This is a genomic window from Microbacterium sp. LjRoot45 (assembly GCF_964253325.1).
Taxonomy (GTDB): Bacteria; Actinomycetota; Actinomycetes; order Actinomycetales; family Microbacteriaceae; genus Microbacterium.
Genome location: NZ_CAXUQM020000001.1, coordinates 1129812 through 1145696 on the forward strand (window position 1 = coordinate 1129812; position 15885 = coordinate 1145696).

The 15885-nt window shown below is 66.8% G+C and carries 20 protein-coding genes and 1 tRNA gene; 4 read left to right on the plus strand and 17 right to left on the minus strand.

Features of this window, described 5'->3' with window-relative positions:
• Nucleotides 1-29 precede the first annotated feature (29 nt).
• Nucleotides 30-761 carry an anaerobic ribonucleoside-triphosphate reductase activating protein gene (locus ACSQ18_RS05265; RefSeq protein WP_436036114.1) on the minus strand — a complete coding sequence of 244 codons (732 nt, stop codon included), beginning with the start codon at nucleotides 759-761 and terminating at the stop codon, nucleotides 30-32.
• Nucleotides 731-2563 (minus strand): ribonucleoside triphosphate reductase, encoded by a 1833-nt coding sequence (locus ACSQ18_RS05270; RefSeq protein WP_436036115.1) that lies wholly within the window; start codon nucleotides 2561-2563, stop codon nucleotides 731-733. The genes ACSQ18_RS05265 and ACSQ18_RS05270 overlap by 31 nt, the downstream gene beginning before the upstream one ends.
• A 182-nt stretch (nucleotides 2564-2745) precedes the next feature.
• On the opposite strand from ACSQ18_RS05270, the gene ACSQ18_RS05275 reads away from it, so the two are divergent.
• Nucleotides 2746-3663, plus strand: coding sequence for an NUDIX hydrolase (locus tag ACSQ18_RS05275; protein WP_436036117.1), 918 nt, complete (start codon nucleotides 2746-2748; stop codon nucleotides 3661-3663).
• Between the two features lie 7 nt (nucleotides 3664-3670).
• Here ACSQ18_RS05275 and ACSQ18_RS05280 read toward each other — a convergent pair whose 3' ends face one another.
• The 4 genes from ACSQ18_RS05280 to ACSQ18_RS05295 form a co-directional block, all read right to left on the minus strand.
• Nucleotides 3671-3910 carry a hypothetical protein gene (locus ACSQ18_RS05280; RefSeq protein ID WP_436036118.1) on the minus strand — a complete coding sequence of 80 codons (240 nt, stop codon included), beginning with the start codon at nucleotides 3908-3910 and terminating at the stop codon, nucleotides 3671-3673.
• A gap of 235 nt (nucleotides 3911-4145) precedes the next feature.
• Complete coding sequence (locus tag ACSQ18_RS05285; RefSeq protein WP_436036119.1) at nucleotides 4146-4505, minus strand: RNA-binding S4 domain-containing protein; 360 nt, start codon at nucleotides 4503-4505, stop codon at nucleotides 4146-4148.
• Entirely contained in the window at nucleotides 4502-5191 is a 690-nt protein-coding gene (locus ACSQ18_RS05290) for a lysoplasmalogenase family protein (RefSeq protein ID WP_436036120.1), read from the minus strand. The genes ACSQ18_RS05285 and ACSQ18_RS05290 overlap by 4 nt, the downstream gene beginning before the upstream one ends.
• Before the next feature lie 53 nt (nucleotides 5192-5244).
• Nucleotides 5245-5823: a GNAT family N-acetyltransferase gene (locus tag ACSQ18_RS05295; RefSeq protein WP_436036121.1), complete on the minus strand. Its 579-nt coding sequence runs from the start codon at nucleotides 5821-5823 to the stop codon at nucleotides 5245-5247.
• Between the two features lie 100 nt (nucleotides 5824-5923).
• On the opposite strand from ACSQ18_RS05295, the gene ACSQ18_RS05300 reads away from it, so the two are divergent.
• Nucleotides 5924-6000, plus strand: a tRNA-Pro gene (locus ACSQ18_RS05300).
• Here ACSQ18_RS05300 and ACSQ18_RS05305 read toward each other — a convergent pair.
• From ACSQ18_RS05305 to ACSQ18_RS05355, 11 genes are all read right to left on the minus strand, one after another.
• Nucleotides 5963-7675 carry a recombinase family protein gene (locus ACSQ18_RS05305; RefSeq protein ID WP_436036122.1) on the minus strand — a complete coding sequence of 571 codons (1713 nt, stop codon included), beginning with the start codon at nucleotides 7673-7675 and terminating at the stop codon, nucleotides 5963-5965. The two genes, ACSQ18_RS05300 and ACSQ18_RS05305, sit on opposite strands and share 38 nt — an antisense overlap.
• A 288-nt stretch (nucleotides 7676-7963) precedes the next feature.
• On the minus strand, nucleotides 7964-8089 hold the full coding sequence (locus ACSQ18_RS05310; RefSeq protein ID WP_279587979.1) for a hypothetical protein: 126 nt from the start codon (nucleotides 8087-8089) through the stop codon (nucleotides 7964-7966).
• A gap of 2 nt (nucleotides 8090-8091) precedes the next feature.
• Nucleotides 8092-8916, minus strand: a complete 825-nt coding sequence (locus ACSQ18_RS05315; protein WP_167253797.1) for a hypothetical protein — start codon at nucleotides 8914-8916, stop codon at nucleotides 8092-8094.
• Nucleotides 8913-9266 (minus strand): hypothetical protein, encoded by a 354-nt coding sequence (locus ACSQ18_RS05320; RefSeq protein WP_167253799.1) that lies wholly within the window; start codon nucleotides 9264-9266, stop codon nucleotides 8913-8915. Before ACSQ18_RS05320 ends, ACSQ18_RS05315 begins: the two co-directional genes overlap by 4 nt.
• Nucleotides 9263-10105, minus strand: coding sequence for a replication-relaxation family protein (locus ACSQ18_RS05325; protein WP_167253801.1), 843 nt, complete (start codon nucleotides 10103-10105; stop codon nucleotides 9263-9265). Before ACSQ18_RS05325 ends, ACSQ18_RS05320 begins: the two co-directional genes overlap by 4 nt.
• Before the next feature lie 181 nt (nucleotides 10106-10286).
• Nucleotides 10287-12413, minus strand: coding sequence for a type IV secretory system conjugative DNA transfer family protein (locus tag ACSQ18_RS05330; RefSeq protein ID WP_167253803.1), 2127 nt, complete (start codon nucleotides 12411-12413; stop codon nucleotides 10287-10289).
• The gene (locus ACSQ18_RS05335) at nucleotides 12406-12606 is read right to left on the minus strand and encodes a hypothetical protein (protein WP_167253806.1); all 201 of its coding nucleotides are present in this window, start codon (nucleotides 12604-12606) and stop codon (nucleotides 12406-12408) included. The genes ACSQ18_RS05330 and ACSQ18_RS05335 overlap by 8 nt, the downstream gene beginning before the upstream one ends.
• Before the next feature lie 202 nt (nucleotides 12607-12808).
• Nucleotides 12809-13009, minus strand: a complete 201-nt coding sequence (locus tag ACSQ18_RS05340) for a hypothetical protein (RefSeq protein ID WP_167253807.1) — start codon at nucleotides 13007-13009, stop codon at nucleotides 12809-12811.
• Complete coding sequence (locus ACSQ18_RS05345) at nucleotides 13009-13623, minus strand: MT-A70 family methyltransferase (RefSeq protein ID WP_167253809.1); 615 nt, start codon at nucleotides 13621-13623, stop codon at nucleotides 13009-13011. The genes ACSQ18_RS05340 and ACSQ18_RS05345 overlap by 1 nt, the downstream gene beginning before the upstream one ends.
• 197 nt (nucleotides 13624-13820) lie before the next feature.
• Complete coding sequence (locus ACSQ18_RS05350; RefSeq protein ID WP_167253811.1) at nucleotides 13821-14102, minus strand: hypothetical protein; 282 nt, start codon at nucleotides 14100-14102, stop codon at nucleotides 13821-13823.
• On the minus strand, nucleotides 14102-14410 hold the full coding sequence (locus ACSQ18_RS05355) for a hypothetical protein (RefSeq protein WP_167253813.1): 309 nt from the start codon (nucleotides 14408-14410) through the stop codon (nucleotides 14102-14104). The genes ACSQ18_RS05350 and ACSQ18_RS05355 overlap by 1 nt, the downstream gene beginning before the upstream one ends.
• 104 nt (nucleotides 14411-14514) lie before the next feature.
• Between ACSQ18_RS05355 and ACSQ18_RS05360 the strand changes: the two genes are divergently transcribed.
• Complete coding sequence (locus ACSQ18_RS05360; RefSeq protein ID WP_436036123.1) at nucleotides 14515-15249, plus strand: hypothetical protein; 735 nt, start codon at nucleotides 14515-14517, stop codon at nucleotides 15247-15249.
• A 449-nt stretch (nucleotides 15250-15698) separates the two neighbouring features.
• Nucleotides 15699-15833 (plus strand): hypothetical protein, encoded by a 135-nt coding sequence (locus ACSQ18_RS05365; protein ID WP_269747796.1) that lies wholly within the window; start codon nucleotides 15699-15701, stop codon nucleotides 15831-15833.
• Nucleotides 15834-15885: the final 52 nt, after the last annotated feature.

Genomic DNA, 15885 nt, shown 5'->3' on the forward strand with positions numbered 1-15885 from the left:
AGCGAAGCGACGAGACAAAACGGAGCGGCTCAGCGGATCTCGAAAGACGCGAACCTCTCCGCCGGCAGTTCGTCGAGGTGCAGTTGCGCCGCGGTCTCGCTGACGCGGGGGAGCGGACTGCGCACCCCCGCGTCTCGGAACCGCTGTACCGCCCACGACTCGACGCCCGCGTCGGCCAACCGGCATCCGAGCTCGGTCAGTCCGGCGTCGTCGATCGCGGCCGGGTGAACGGTCGTGCGCACCTCGTAGTCGAGCGGATGCCGCGTGCCGGCACGCAGGAGATTGTGCGCGAGCACGAGCTCCAGTGAGCGCCACGCATGATCGCCGCTGGGCCCGCGCCCCGTCACCCCCGCGTAGTCCTCCTTGGCCGCTTTGATGTCGAGGCCGACCCAGTCGACGAACGGCAGCGCCCGTGCCAGGAGCGACGGGTAGGCGCCGCCGGTGTGGAGTCCCACACGGAAGCCGAGTGCACGGGCGATCTGCATCGCCGGTACGAGGCCGCGCTGCATCGTCGGTTCGCCGCCGCTGAAGACGACGCCGTCGAGCAGCCCCATGCGATCGCACAGGAGGTCGGTGACGTCGCTCCACTCCAGCACCGTCTCGGCGCGCGGGTCGATGAGGGCGGGGTTGTGGCAGTAGAAGCAGTCCCACGGGCAGCCCTGCAGGAAGACGGTGGCCACGAGCATGTCGGGCCAGTCCACGGTCGAGAACGGCGTGAGGCCGGCGATCCTCAGGTCGTAAGGTGCAGGCTGTCGCTCCATGAGTCCTCCTCGACGGCGTCGGCGACGAAGTAGCGTCGTTCTTCAGCTTCGCCCCTCTTGCCGATGTTGAACGAAGCGATCGGCCGGAAGTAACCCATGACGCGCGTCCACACTTCGCACACCGCTCCGCATTCGGGGCACTGCGGGTGCTCGCCCGACCGGTAGCCGTGCCGGGGGCAGATCGAGAACGTCGGGGTGACGGTGATGTACGGCAGGCGGAACCGTTCCAGCGCCCGGCGGACGAACTGTTTGCACGCCGTCGCCGACGACATCGCTTCGCCGAGGTAGAGGTGCAGCACCGTGCCGCCCGTGTACTTCGCCTGAAGCGGCTCCTGCATCTCCATCGCGAGGAAGGGGTCTGCGGTGAAGCCGACGGGAAGCTGGGACGAGTTGGTGTAGTACGGCTGCGCATCCGTGCCGGCGTGCAGGATGCCGTCGGCTCCGAACCGGGCGATGTCCTCCTTGGCGAATCGGTAGGTGGTGCCCTCGGCGGGGGTCGCTTCCAGGTTGAACATGTGGCCGGTCGACTCCTGGAACTCGACCATGCGGCCCCGGACGTGGTCGAGGAGGCGCACCGCGAAAGCGGCACCGGCATCCGTCGTGATGTCGTCGGTGTCGCGGGTGAGGTTGCGCACGTACTCGTTGATGCCGTTGACGCCGATCGTCGAGAAGTGGTTGTCGAACGTGCCGAGGTAGCGCTTCGTGTAGGGGAACAGGCCGTTCTCGAGGTGCTGTGCGACGACGGCGCGTTTGGCCACGAGGCTGTCGCGGGCGATCTCGAGCAGTTCGTCGAGGCGGGCGATGGCGGCGGCCTCGTCGCTCGAGTGGACGAAGCCGAGTCGGGCGCAGTTGATCGTCACGACGCCGATCGAGCCCGTCTGCTCAGCGGAGCCGAACAAGCCGTTGCCGCGCTTGAGCAGTTCGGTGAGGTCGAGCTGGAGCCGGCAGCACATCGAGCGGATCATGTGCGGGTCGAGGTCGGAGTTCACGAAGTTCTGGAAGTAGGGGAGGCCGTACTTCGCGGTCATCGCGAAGAGCGCGTCGACGTGAGGGCCGTCCCAGTCGAAGTCGCGCGTGATGTTGTAGGTGGGGATGGGGAAGGTGAAGGCGCGGCCGTCGGCGTCGCCGGAGGTCATCACCTCGATGAAGGCCCGATTGATGAGGGCCATCTCGGCCGCGAGGTCGCCATAAGAGAACGCCTGCACGGTGCCGCCGACGAGTGGGTGCTGGTCGGCGAGGTCGTCGGGGCAGACCCAGTCGAACGTGAGGTTGGTGAAGGGGGTCTGGGTTCCCCAGCGGGAGGGGACGTTGAGATTGAAGATGAACTCCTGCATCGCCTGGTGCACCTGCTCGTAGTCGAGCCCGTCGAGGCGCACGTAGGGGGCGAGGTAGGTGTCGAAGGAACTGAACGCCTGCGCGCCCGCCCACTCGTTCTGCAGGGTGCCGAGGAAGTTGACGAGCTGCCCGAGGGCGCTGGAGAAGTGCTTCGGCGGGGCGGAGGAGATCTTGCCCGCGACGCCGTTGAAGCCCTGTTCGAGCACCATGCGCAGCGACCAGCCGGCGCAGTACCCGGCGAAGACGTCGAGGTCGTGGATGTGCAGGTCGCCGTCGCGGTGGGCGCGGCCCGCTTCGGGGGCGTACACCTCGTCGAGCCAGTAGTTGGCGACGACTTTGCCGGCGGAGTTGAGGATCATGCCGCCGAGCGAGTAGCCCTGGTTCGCGTTGGCGTTGACGCGCCAGTCGGCGCGCGAGAGGTACTCGTCGATGGTTTCGGCGACGGTGACGGTACGGGGGGACGGCATGGGGGTTCCTCTCTGAGAAGACGAGCAGCGGGCAACCCGCCGATGTGGTCTGACCACCATATGTAGTGGTGGATTGCGCTGTCGAGCACAGATGTGGCGTGTCGCGCGTTTCGTTCGCCGATTCGCGTCCGCCGATGTCGTGCCCGGGGCGGTCGGGTGGGCGGGTGTGACAGGGTGGGGGAGTGACGATCGTCCCGCCCGCCCCCGGAGAACCGCGCCGGCCGCATGGTCCGCGCGATTCCGGTGACGCGTGGGTGGTGGCAGACGATGGCACCCAGTACTGGGGTCGGTACGGCGCCGCGGGACTTCTCGCGCTCGACCCGCGAGCGGATGCCGAGGGTGCCGTGCTCCTTCAGCACCGGGTCTCCTGGAGTCACCACGGTGATACGTGGGCCCTCCCGGGCGGTGCGCGTCACGAGGGCGAGTCCGCGTGCGAGGGTGCGTTGCGTGAATCGGCCGAGGAAGCCGGTGTGCCCGCGGATGCCGTGGCCCTGCGCCTCATCAGCGTCTTCGATGCGGGCATCTGGACCTACAGCACCGTCGTAGCCGACGTCGTCCGCCCGTTCGAGCCCGTCATCAGCGACCCCGAGAGCCGCGAGCTCGCGTGGGTGCCGGTCGACGCCGTCGATTCTTACCCGCTGCACCCCGGGTTCGCCGCGTCGTGGCGGCGCCTGCGCCCGCTCCTGTCGGTGCGCCCTGCGCTCGTGATCGACGCGGCGAACGTCGTCGGCTCGGTGCCCGACGGGTGGTGGAAGGATCGCGCCGGTGCCGCCGAGCGACTCCTGCGACGGCTGGCGGACCTGCGGACCGTCGGCGTGCCGGGGGAGGCGCTGGGCATGAGCGAGCGCGTCTGGTTCCCCGAGGTGTCGGTGGTGCTCGAGGGTGCCGCGAAGGATGCCGTCGCGTCCGACGTCGAGGGCCTGTCGGTCGTGCTCGCGCCGGCCGCCGGCGACGACGCCATCGTGGGCGAGACGGAGCGGCTCAGCGCGGCCGGGCGGGCCGTGACCGTCGTCACGAGCGACCGTGGACTGGCGGCGCGTGCCGACGGCATCCGGGGTGTGTCGGTGCGGTCCGTGTCGTGGCTGCGCGACCTGGGCTGACGCCTGGCTACGCCGGTGGATCCTCTGTGGTTTCGCGCATGATGTCTCGGTCGAGCCACACCGAACCCACGTAGATCAGCCCGGCCAGGATGACGAGGCCCGCGGCGGTGATGGCCCACCACGGAATGAAGGGCGCTACCCACATCGCCAGCAGGTAGTAGGCCGCGAGCACTCCCACGACGATGAGAGTGCGGGTCACACTCCCGAACAGTGCGCGGCCGGCCTGGAGGCTGAACATTCTTCTCATGTGATCGTCGGTCTCTGCGTCGGTCTCTGCGTCGGGATGTGCGCGGGCGTCCGCGCCGCTTGGTCGTTGTACTCGAGTGTCGCTCATGTGTGAGCGTTCATTTATGAAAGTAGACGCTACCGCGGGCAGACTGCGTCTGTCGCCGCCCTGTGAATAACTCCCCGTGGGAGCAGCGCTCGGGCTGAGCTCATCGAGCGACGCTGGATGGCTGCCAAGCGATCTCGGGCTACGCCGGCTATTCGCGGCCGCGCAGGCGGTCGATGTCGCGGCGCTCGCGCTTGGTCGGGCGTCCGGCTCCGCGGTCGCGGACGGCGAGCATCGCGACCGGTTCACGTGCGGGGGTGCGGTCCTCCGCCGCGACGGCAGCCAGCGGCGCTCCCACCCTCTTGGTGAGCAGCTGACGCACGACGAGGATGCGGTCGAAGCCGGCGATCCGCACGCGGAGCTCGTCACCAATCCGCACCGCTTGCGCGGCCTTGGCCTTCTCGCCGTTCACGCGAACATGGCCGGCTCGACACGCGGTGGTGGCAGCGGATCGCGTCTTGTAGACGCGGACGGCCCAGAGCCAGGCGTCGACGCGCGCAGTGTCGCTCATCGCAGGCCTCGCCGCAGCAGAAGCACGATCCCGAGCACGAGAAGGCCCTGACCGGCGGCGTAGGTCGCCATGATCCACGGGCCGGTGGCGTCGACGGAAACACCCGGCAAGAACAGGCGCAGGGCCAGCAGGGTGTCGGATGCCAGGAACAGGGCGCCGCCGACTGCGGTGATGCGGCTGCCGCGGGTGGCGAGCACAGCGGTGCCGGCGAGCACCGCGCCGTAGATGATGACCGGCACGAGGAGCGCACCGAGGTGGGGCCAGAGGACGGCGATCATCACTCCCCACCATGCGGCATAGACGAGTGTCCATGGCGGGATGGCACGTTCGCGAACCCGGAACGCGAAGAGTGCGATGTAGGCGAGGTGGGCGAGCCCGAAGCAGGCGAGCATCGCGGGGAGTTCGTCGTCGAGGTAGGGGAAGAACGAGGCGGCCCCGTCGCCGAGCCAGGAGAAGGCCAGCGCGAGGTACAGGATCGTCGCCGCTCGGTCGAGGCTGCTCCCGCGGAGCGCCCACATCGCCGCCAGGGCGAGTGCAGGCATAAGCATGAGCTTGGTCGGATACTCGATCGCGTCGAATCCGAAAGCGATAGCGGCGACGTGCGCGACGGCGACCGCTCCGTACAGCCAGAAGCCCCACCAGCGCGTGGCCTCCAAGCGGGATGCCAGGGTGCGCTGCTGCGTCATCTCGTGCTCTCGGGTTGCGCCACTGCGGGCGGGTGAGCCCATCGTACGGCGGCTCAGGTGAGGGTGAGCGACACGATCGGTCGGCTGGGCGTCGGGCGGGCGACCTCCGTGAAGCCGGCCGCGGCGAACGTGGACATCGCGCCGTGGAACAGGGCGTTCGACGACGTGCGGGCGACCTCGGTGTCGACGGGGTAGCCCTCGATCACCCGCGCCCCATGTGCGCGCGCGTGGTCGATCGCGGCGTCGAGCAGGCGTTCCGATACTCCCTGCCTGCGATGCTCGTTCCTCACGACGAAGCAGGTGATCGCCCAGACCGACGGGTCGTCGAACGGTTCGGGCGACTGCTGGAGATTCCGCGTGCGCGCGAGCCGCGGCTGCTCGGGACGCGAGGACACCTTCACCCACCCGCCCGGCGCGCCATCGATGTACGCGACGAGTGCCGACGCGGGCTCCGCCTCGAGATCGCGCCGGAGGAGTTCGCGCTTCTCGTCGTTCGAGGTGGCCTCGAAGTCTCTCGCGCGCAGCATCCACCACTGGCACCAGCACGAACCACCGTCGCCTCCGCCGGTGAGTGCATGTTCGACGTCGTCGAAGCGAGCCACGGATGCCGGCACGATCTCGATCTCTGACATGGCCAGACGCTACCGCGGGGTGCCGACACCCGCTGCTCGGTTCGCGGGTCGTCGCGCGAACGGGTAAGATGGGGGAGTTGTCCGCGTGCGGATGACGGACCGGGATGTGGCGCAGCTTGGTAGCGCACTTGACTGGGGGTCAAGGGGTCGCAGGTTCAAATCCTGTCATCCCGACCAATACAGGCTTATTCAAACCTTTGGACTGAGTAAGCGGGTATGGGTCCGAAAGAGAGTCTTCCGCAGGAATGCGGGAGGCTCTCTTTTCTTTGGCCGGTGTGTGGGCCGAGGCGCTGAGGCGGTGCTGGGCGCGCCAGTCGTGCAGGCCGGCGTTGAGTTCGGTGCGTTCGACGCCGATGCTCACCTCGCGGTCGGTGACCTGGACGTCGAGTCGCGTGAAGAACGCGGTGAGCAGCTCGCGGCGGACGTTGTCGGGCAGCTGCTTGTAGAGCGCGGCGGGATCTTCGAGGAGGTCGACGAACGCGAAGGCCTTGTCGACGCCGTGCCGGATTCGTTCGACCGTCCGGGTGAGCTTCTCGGTGATGGCGCCCTTCTGGAGCGTGACGTACTCGAGGCGTTGGCGCAGCTTCTCGACCGCGATCGTTCCGTCGGCGGCGAGTTCGATGAGTCGCTCCTCCTGGGCTTCGAGCTTCTTCAGCTGGGTGCGCAGGGCGTCCTTCTCCTCCTGATCCGCGGCCTGGAGTTCGACGAGGGCGCGTCGAACTTCCTCACGAACGGACGCGATGTCGTCAGCATCGAAGCGTTCGGCCGCTACCCGTCGCGCCACTTCGTCCTCGAGTTCGTCCAGTCGCGCCGACGGCATCGAGCAGTGACCGCGCTGCTTCGCGGTGCAGACGTAGTACTCGTATGTGCCGCCGTGCCCCTTGTTCTGGCTGTAGACGAGTCGACTCGTGCGCCCCTCCGACTTGCATTCGGCGCAGTACAGCAGGCCGCGGAGGAAGTGGAAGTGGATCCGGTCGCGGTCGCCCTTGCGGTTTCGTCCGTCGAGGATCTTCTGCACCGCGAGGAAGAGCTCCTTCGAGATGAGGGGCGTGTGCCTGCCCGGGTGGAGCTTCCCCTTGTAGCGGATGACTCCGGTGTAGTACGGGTCGCGCAGGATCATGGCGAGCTGGCTGCTCGACAGCGGCTTGGCGGCACGTTTGCTCGATTGCCGCGTGGTCAGGCCCTGGTCTTCGAGCATCATCTGAAGCTGCGTGATCGAGAACTGGTTCGTGGCGTACTGCTCGAAGGCCCAGATGATGAGTGGTGCGCGGACGGGGTCGACGTCGATCGTGTTGACGAGTCGTCCGTCGAAGTCCTTGCGCACATTCAGGTAGCCGAGCTTGGCCCGCCCAACGCTGCCGCCCCGTTCGACCTTGTGGGCCATCTTGATGCGGATGTCCTCGCCGCTCATGCGGACCTGGAGTTCGTTGACGACGTCGGTGATGGCCTCCATCGCGTCGCCCATGTACCCGTCGCCGAAGTTCTCCTTGGCCGAGATGAGCTCGACGCCCTTGTCGCGCAGCTGGCGCTTGGTGATGGCGGCGTCGAGGTGGTTGCGGAAGACGCGCGAGCGCATGTAGATCACGACGTAGCGCACATCCGGATTGGCATCGACGAAGCGGAGGAGCTTCTTGAACTCCGGCCGCTTGTCGATGGTCTGCGCGGACTGGCCCGGTTCGACGAACTCGCGAAGGATCGGCACGCCGAGCTCCTTCGCCTTGCGGATCGCCCACTCGCGCTGAGTGGCGATGCTGTTGCCGTCCTCGTCGAGGTCGGCTGCGGTGTTGAGCTGGCGCGTCGTGGAGACGCGCAGATAGCTGATTGCCACGCCCGTGCGGAGCGGGACGTGCATCGTGTCGTCGCCCTTGAATAGGTGTTCAAGCCCTGCGACTGATGTGAGATTCGGCTTTGCCAGGGTGGCTGCCGCTTCCTCGCCTTCTTGGTACATATGAGGCCCTCCTTCGGTTAGGTCCTCCGGATTTACGCTCTTCTCGGCCGGGAAGTCCAGTCCTTTGGCGGCTTTCCCGGCACCTACACCGCCGTCGACCGGGGTCGCGTCGGCGATGTAGTTTTCACCTCGCTCAGGGCGCTCGTCCATGGCCCTTCCCTTCTTGTGTCTGGGGCTCTTTCGTTGGCTGTTCTAGGTGAACGACGAGGCCGAGGAGTACGCGAGCGAGCCGACGCGGATCGGGTCGCGCACGCCAGACGGGTGTGATGTCGATGCGCCGGTCTGCGCGTGGGCGCCCTCGTCTGCGGGGTGGGTCACTGCTACTTGTTGAAGGCATAGAGCATGCCCCCCTCCTCGACGAAGTCATAGACGTCGCGGGTGCGTTCGATGACGTAGTCGATGTTCAGGTGGACGGCGTCAGCGGGCAGGCTGTGATCATCAGCCCAGTTGCCGAGCTCGATCTCCCAGTCCTCGAGTGGACTGAGCGCGTAGACCGCGTCATCGATGGAGTTGAAACTGCCGACGTAGTTCTCCTGGAAGCTGTCGAGCAGATCCGCCGCGGCGGCGTTCACATCCGGCAGCGCCAGGAACGCTCTGAATGCGGGACCGAAGAACTCGTCGCACTCTTCGAGACGGACGATCAGTTGCTCCATCCCGGCGGCGTCGAGGCTGGCGGGGACATGCACCGTGACGGGCCTACCGCTGGTGGTGAGAGTGGTACGCACCAGGAGACGGTCGAGCTTGGGTGGCAGATGCTCGTTCTGATACGTCCGCCCGGAGCCGGTTCCCATCTTGTCGATGAGGTACGTACCGAACCAGTCGATGAGTTCTTTGACCTCGGCGGTGGCGTCCTCGTCGGTGTAGAGGCGTAGGTATTCCTCGCGAAGATCGAGGTAGGTGCTCTCGCCCGTCCTCCCGAACTCGGCGAGGGCGGACTCTCGTCCGAGCGCGCGCCCGAGCGCGTGGGCGATGCAGCGGGCGGTGTCGTGGTCGACTTCCCGGTGTTCCGCGAGTGCGGCTGCGATGCCGTTCGCGATGGGATGTTCGAAGCGGTGGGAGGCGACTTCGAGTCGACGCCAGTCGGGTGACATGCGTTCAGGTGCGAGACGCATTTCGGGTGTGACAGTGGGCTCGTGCTCGCTCATGAGCGCTTCCCCGCGGTGATGATGTAGCGCCCGAGCGCGTCGAGCCAGGGCTCTCGCTCGATCGGGACGGTGACGTCGTTGAGTTCAGCGAGCGCCGCTTCGGCGTCGAGGATGCCGGTTCCGGCGAAGCGCTCGAGTGCGCTGCCGGGGCCATCGTGAATGGTGGCCGCGATGAGCTGCGCCAGGAAGGCATCGCGACTGTTCGGGTCGAGCGTGAGCCAGGCATCGATGATGAAGTGTGCGTGCTCGGTCTGGTCGATGGTGCGCATCCATTTCGGGAACTTGGGCTTGGTGCGCAGGTCGTTGTTTTCGGCGCCAGTCGGCGCGACGGGGATGGTTGATGAGTTCATGTGATTCCTCCTTTCGGGGTGAATGATGATGACGGCCCGTACGGGGCCAGCGTGGCGAGTGTCTGCTCGCCGGTGATGATGGTGAACATGCCCGGCTCGAGTCCGCGATCAGCTGCGATGGCCTCGCGGATCTTCTGGGCGCGGTCGATGGTGGGGACGATCCAGACGACGGCCGGGTACAGCTCCCGCGCCTGTTGTTCGATGCCCGTGCGTTGGTGGCGCTGGTAGGTCTGGCACTTTCGAAGTACGGCGGGCAGATGCTCGGTGGCGCGGTCGACCTCGATGAACGAGTGCGTCTCGGTGCTGGCGTCGGCAGTGACGACCAGGAGGTCGGGCTTGAGCGTGATCACGGAGGCGCCGCTGCTGTTGAAGCTGCGCCAGCTGGCCGGCTCGAGTTCGAGTTCGAGGAGTTCGAAGCCTTGGGCGTGTGCCTGCTCAAGCAGACTGACCGCGATGTCGGCGACGGCGAGGGTGTGAGCGACGAATGTGAGACCTGGCTCGTCGTAGCGCCGCCTCCGCGGTTCGCCGCGTCGGGCACGAAGGTAGCGGTCGCCCGCTGGCCCGAGCTGCCAGATCGTGACGGCTGAGCCGTGCTTGATGCCGCCGATACGCCGGGCCAGCCGCGTGATTGCACCGCGGGCTTCGAGTCGGTTCAGCACGCGGGTCGTCCCTCGCGTCGCACCGCTCGCGGTGACATGTGGACCCAGGGGTGCCGCCGGGAAGTGCAGTCGCTGTAGCTGTCGAGTGGTGAGAAGTCGAAAGCGTTCCAGATCCTCGAGGATGCGAACGTCGCGCTCAGTGAGGTGCTCCTCGAGGTCGAGATGACGAACAGCGGCCATCACGAGGCTGCCCTCCGGACTGGGGTGAAGTGTCCTGCAACGCGGAGGCAGTCCGCGCCCGCACCGGCCGATGTTCGCCGGAACGGGGCCGAACGTGGCGGCGGGTGTTCGTCGTGAAGTGAACAGCGGACGGAGCGTCGAGCGGACAGGGCGATCCAGTGGTTGAGGGCGTGCCGAGCGATCATGCGCGCCTCGCCTTCTGGTGCGTCGGGCGGTCCGCCTGGTCCTCTGGTGACGGGGTTGCTGCGACTTCGGAGGTGGTCGGCGGCAGGGCGCCGTAGCGATCTCGGCTGCGCTGGCGGACATCGTCGCGGGTACCGAGCGCTGGGCGCGGTGGAAGGGTGCGCCCCGAGCACCATCCGGCTGGCACGCTCCCGGCAACCAGGTGGGCGTAGATCTCGAAGCGAGGCAGCGCCTGGAAGTCGCCGGCAGACAGTTGGGGGGCCATCCGGGCGAGATCGCGGGCGTCGTCCGGGCCGACGGCGAAGCAGATCTTGCTGCGCGCATTCGTATCGAGCGCCGCCCGCATGGCGGGTGGAAGCTGGCCTCGGTACTGGTGTGCCAGATGCCAGGCGACGCCATAGGAACGTGAGGTCGCGAGGGCGTCGGCGATCGAGGTCGGCAGGTGCAGGTAGTTCTGCACCTCGTCGATGAACACCATCCCCGGCCGCTTCGTCGGGTCCTTCTCGCGGGCACGCTCCAGCGTCGCGTTCCAGATCTCGGCGACGATCAGGCTGCCGAGCAGCTTGGCCGCACCGGTCCCGATCAGCGCATCGTTCAGCGGTACCAGGACGACGCTGCGCTCGCGGAAGACGTCGCGGAGCCGGAAGCGCGGTCGTGCCTGCCCGAGCACGAGAACCAGCGGTGCGCGCAACAGGATCTTGCGAAGCTTGTTCAGAGGTGCAGCGATCATGGCAGCGCGTTGGGCGGGGCTGAGTTCCTCAAACTCGGCCCAGAAGGAGGCCAGCGTCGCGTCGTCCTGCATCGCGGCGATCACTGGGCGTCGGAAGGCAGCGTCCGTGAGGAGGCGTGGCAGATCGATGAGCGTGTACGGATCGATGGTCCGTTGCCCAGCCCGGGCGAGCGATAGGAGCGCACCGTGGATCAGGTACTCGGTGCGTGGTCCCCACCCTTCCTCGAAGACGGCGGCGAGGGCGGCGATGATGCCGTCGACCACGACGTCCGGATCGCGGTCGCCGATGTCGAGCGGGTTGAAGCCCACCGGCATCGTGTCGGCAGCGTCCAGCACGACAACGCGCTGCGCATGCTCGGGGGCGATGCGATCGAGGATGCTGTCGACCAGTTGCGCCTTGGGCTCGACGACTACGCAGGCCCGACCAGCCTCGATGTCGGAGAGGATGAGGTGCTCCAGCACGGTGGACTTGCCCGAGCCCGTTGGCCCGGTCGCCACCAGGTGCTGCAGCCGACTGGCCGGATCCATCCCGATCAGACGCTCCGGACCCGGTGCGGTACCGGTCGCGAATACCGACGACGTCGCGCTGACGATCTCGGGCACCGGCAAGCGACGCGGATGGGTGCCGGCGATGCCGGGATAGTCGCGCTCGCCGAGCGGCCAGGCCAGCATCGACGTCAGCTCGTCCGGTGAAAGCCGAAACGCGGCGCGAGCGGTTGCCGCGCGCCAGCGGCTCGACGAGTCGTAGTTGAGGCTGAGCCGAAGTCCGGGACTCTGCAGTAGCTGGAGGGCACCGAACACTTCCCAGACGAGCGCGCCGGTTCGCTTCTGGGTGCCAGCCGTGACCCCGATCCGGAGCGTCACTGCGGTCGTGGGCTGGCCAGCTCGCAGTTGAAGCCGACGGCGCGTCTCAGGCTCCACGGCGCGGACACCTTCGAACACGAGGGACGCGAGTGGCTGCATCGGGTCGGCCGACTTCGCTGAGACCGAATGCGCCGCTTGCGTACGTCCCAGGACGAGCTGCAGCGCAACGTGCTCCTCGCCTCGTCGTGCCGCGAGTGCGAGGTATATCGCCGACGTGACCTGCTCCGGGTCGGTGTCGGCGAGCGGCAGGATGGCGGGGTGCGCCACGACCCGGCTGACAGCGGCCACGTCCGGCCGTGTGGCGGGCTCAAGGGCGAGGCCTGGAAGGTGGCCCCGAAGGAGGCGCTTGAGGCGCGGTGCGGCCGCGGACGGGTAGCCGACGAGATGCGTCACGCCGTCCGCGCTGGCGTGTACCTCGAAGACGAGCGGTCGTGGAGCGTCGGCGCTCATCAGGCGCGTCATCAGCTGAGCCACGCTGTCGGCGCCGAGTGGGCGCGGCAGATGCAGACGTGTGAAGACCAAGTCAGGCATGGTCGCCTCCTTTGTCACGTTCGAAGTACTCGGCGCGAGCTGCGGCTTCGAGGCGAGCTTGTTCGAGACCGGCGCTGGTGATGATGCGAGCGATCCGCTCGGTGCGCGTATCGCTGTTGGACTCGGAGAACACCTGGACGCGCCGGTCCACGCTCTTCCGGTAGCGGCGACGGCCGCGGGTGTGTCGGGTCATGAGACAACCTCCTTCCCACCGCTGCCCATGAAGGGCTGATTGGTTCGCGTCACGGTCGCGGAAGGACGTTGGGATCGCTCATAGCCATAAGCCGAATGAGCACAATGGCGCCTATTACGAACTCGAACGCTCGATTTGTCAAGCGTTTTCAAGCGCCGTTGTCCATTCCACAACGACCCGACAGAGGTGAACTCGCTCATGCTTAGAACCGTCGACCCCACCAGTAGCGGTACACGATGACCGCGCACCACCAGACGAGAGCGATGCCGACGATCAGGAGGACCCAGCCCCAGAACTGCGCGAGTAGCTCCAAGGCGAGCCAGAGAGCGACGATGCCGCCGAGAATGAGCAGGCAGGCGCGGAAGAAGCGCATCGGCGTGGGCGCGGGGGTGTCGTCGGGCATCAGTCATCACCGACCCCTCCATCTGCGCCGGCTCTGGTGAAGTCGCTCGGCACCGGATACCCCGGGATCGTGATGTCGCAGTCGATCTCGTTCCCCCACACCGACCAGTCCGCGTGGCTGTTCGGACGCTGCCGCGCAAACAGCTCGAGGTACGGGCCGTCGAGGACGCGCTCGATCAGGGGGATCATTTCTTCGGGCTTCTGGCTGTGCGCCTGCCGTGGGAAGAGCAGTGTCGAGCGCTGGCCGCGGAACTTGAACGGTGCCCGGCCGCGCACGCCGTGCAGCAGGATCTCGTGGGAGCCGCGGAAGTAGTTCCCGAGGCCCATGTAGTACTTGTCCCAGACGGCGTTCGTCTTATAGGTGAAGCCCCATGCCTTCATAACCTCCAGTGCTCCAGGCAGTGCGGCATTGGTCGTCCACAGCAGCAGCGTCGCGTTCTCAGCGGCGAGCTCGGCGACCGGCATCTGCTTGATGCGGTCTAAGGTCATCAGGTCGTAGTGGTTGATGGCGCCGCGGGCGCCGGCCTGGGCGATATCCCAGGGCGGATCGGCGTAGATCACGGCGTACTTCTTGTGCGTGGACGCCGCGGCGGCGCCCGGGGTCAGTTTGGTCATGTCAAGGAACTCCTTTCTCCAGCCCGCAGCAAAGGGTGCGAGCGATGGCGAGGACTGGTTATGCGCGTCCGAGAACGAGTCGTCAATATTCCGGTCGCGGTCGTTGCGAAAACCACAACGACCGGGACGCTGACGAGCAGTTGATGCGGCGACGCGGACGCCGGGTGGTCATCGCCCGCGCCGCCGCGCGGTTCAGATCACGAGTCCGACGACTCGTTCGGCGTGCTCCCCGAGGCGAGGAAGGACTCGCGGATGAGCGCCTTGCGCGCCTCGTGCGCTTCCATGCCGAGCGCATTGGCCAGCTGGAGCACGGTGCGGCGCAGCTCTTCCTGCTTGCGGTCGAGCTCGGCCTCGATGCGCGCCCGACGACGCTCGCCGAAGGAGTTCCGGACCGCGACCACAAGGTCACGCGCCCACTGGATCGTCTCGGCCGACACGTCGACCAGGCGGTCGAAGGCGCCCTGGGTCGTGGTGGCCATCACTGCCACCGCCGAATCGCTGCAGAGGCGCCCAGCGTGTAGCTGTCGACGATCTCGCGGTAGCGGGCTTCGCCGAGCGGTGCGACCGTGATGAGGTGCTGCTCCAGCGCCGTCAGGGCACCGACGTGCTCGAGCGCGGTGTGCGTCACGAACGCGCGGCCGTCCTCGGTGAGCTTGGCGACGATGGCGCGGGACTGCACTCGCTCCACCTCGCGGCGGGTCTGCCGCTGGATGCCCAGCGACAACGAAGAGAACCCCTGCGGGCTCATGGCGCTCCCCGTGGTGGGGAGCAGTTCGGATGCGGTCATCTTCTGCCTCCTGGAGGTAGCTCCCTGCGGATGGGGAGTTGGTAATTCCAGGCTCGTGTACGGAGGAAACAGCGTCACTGACACGAAACTGACACGATGGCGGGATGAAGGATGATCCGCTTCGGCGCGAGATTCTCGCCGAACTGCGGCAATTGCGTCGCGGCCCAGGTGAGTTTGGTATGGAGCGGATGGCCATGTCTGAGATGCTTACCGACGTCGTCGGTCGCGGAAGCATCGAGCGTGCGTACGGGGCGATGCTCGATGCGCTTGTTCGTCACGGCGCCGATACCGAGAGCGATATCCGCGCCTACTTCGACACCAGCGGGTTCCAGACGCCAGGCGACACGCTCGATGCGCGTCTCAAGGTCTACGCAGAGGAACATCACGTCGAACAGCGCACCGGGCTTCGGCGGAGCGACCGCGGTGCCGAGAAGCTGAGCTACATCCTGCGGGACACACTCACGATCGAGCGGCCCTGGGGGAAGATCGTCGTCAGCGAGATGGACGGACTTGTCGTTGCCGGAGTGATAGTCGATGTCCTGCACGGATCCCAGTGGCGCCGACCGCACGTGCACATCAACGGGGAGTACCAGGAGCGCGACTTCGTGCTCCACGACTCCGAGACGAGCGAGTTCTTCGCGACAGCGCAGGAGCGCTTCGACAACATCCCCTTGCTACCGCCCGCAAGTCCCGGCGACGACGAGTTCGTTATCGAGGTGTTCTGGGTGATGCCGGTGTGGCCCATCTGGCAAACGGGGACGATGCTCAAGACCCCAGGGCTCGGCGCGAGGCTGACCACCGAGAGAAATTCCAGCGCTCGAGTGAGTCTCTGGCGATGATCCGCGCTTTGTTGTTTTGGGCGGCGACCTGGATAGCGACCGCTTGACGCAGTTTCCACAACATCGGACTGTGGATAGCTCGTCGAAGCATCCGTTGCCTGTGGAGAATTACACGGCTGTAAGTATCGATTTGGTCGACTAGACCGGAAATCCGGGCCTAGAAGGCCCCCAGGGGCGCCCCTAGCGCCCGAAACGCTTGTGCATAAGGTTCGGTACCCAAACGGGACCCCAAAGCCACAGCTGGCCGCCTGTCGGCGGTGCGCGGTAGGCTATGGAGTGCGAGAAAAGCCCCGACCGACTGGTTCGGCGCAAGGCTCGAATCGCAGCAGATCGGGGCTGAGTGTCTTGGACGGACTACTCGACTCTAGAGGCTCAGATGGCCTCTTCGCGACCCGGTGAGCCGGTCCTCGAGAGATCTGCTTCAACTCAAGAAGCGGAAGGAGTACCTGATGGCGAAGTCGTCGTCACGGTCGTCCGGAAAGCCCTCGAAGGCGGCACTCAGCAAGGCGGGACGGACGCTTGCGTCCGACTCGTCGAGCAAGACCGCCAAGTCGAAGGCCGGCTCGACGCTCGGCAAGGGCTGAGCACCGGGGAGGGTCGATCACCTGCTGGTCGGCCCTCCCTACCAGCACTTCA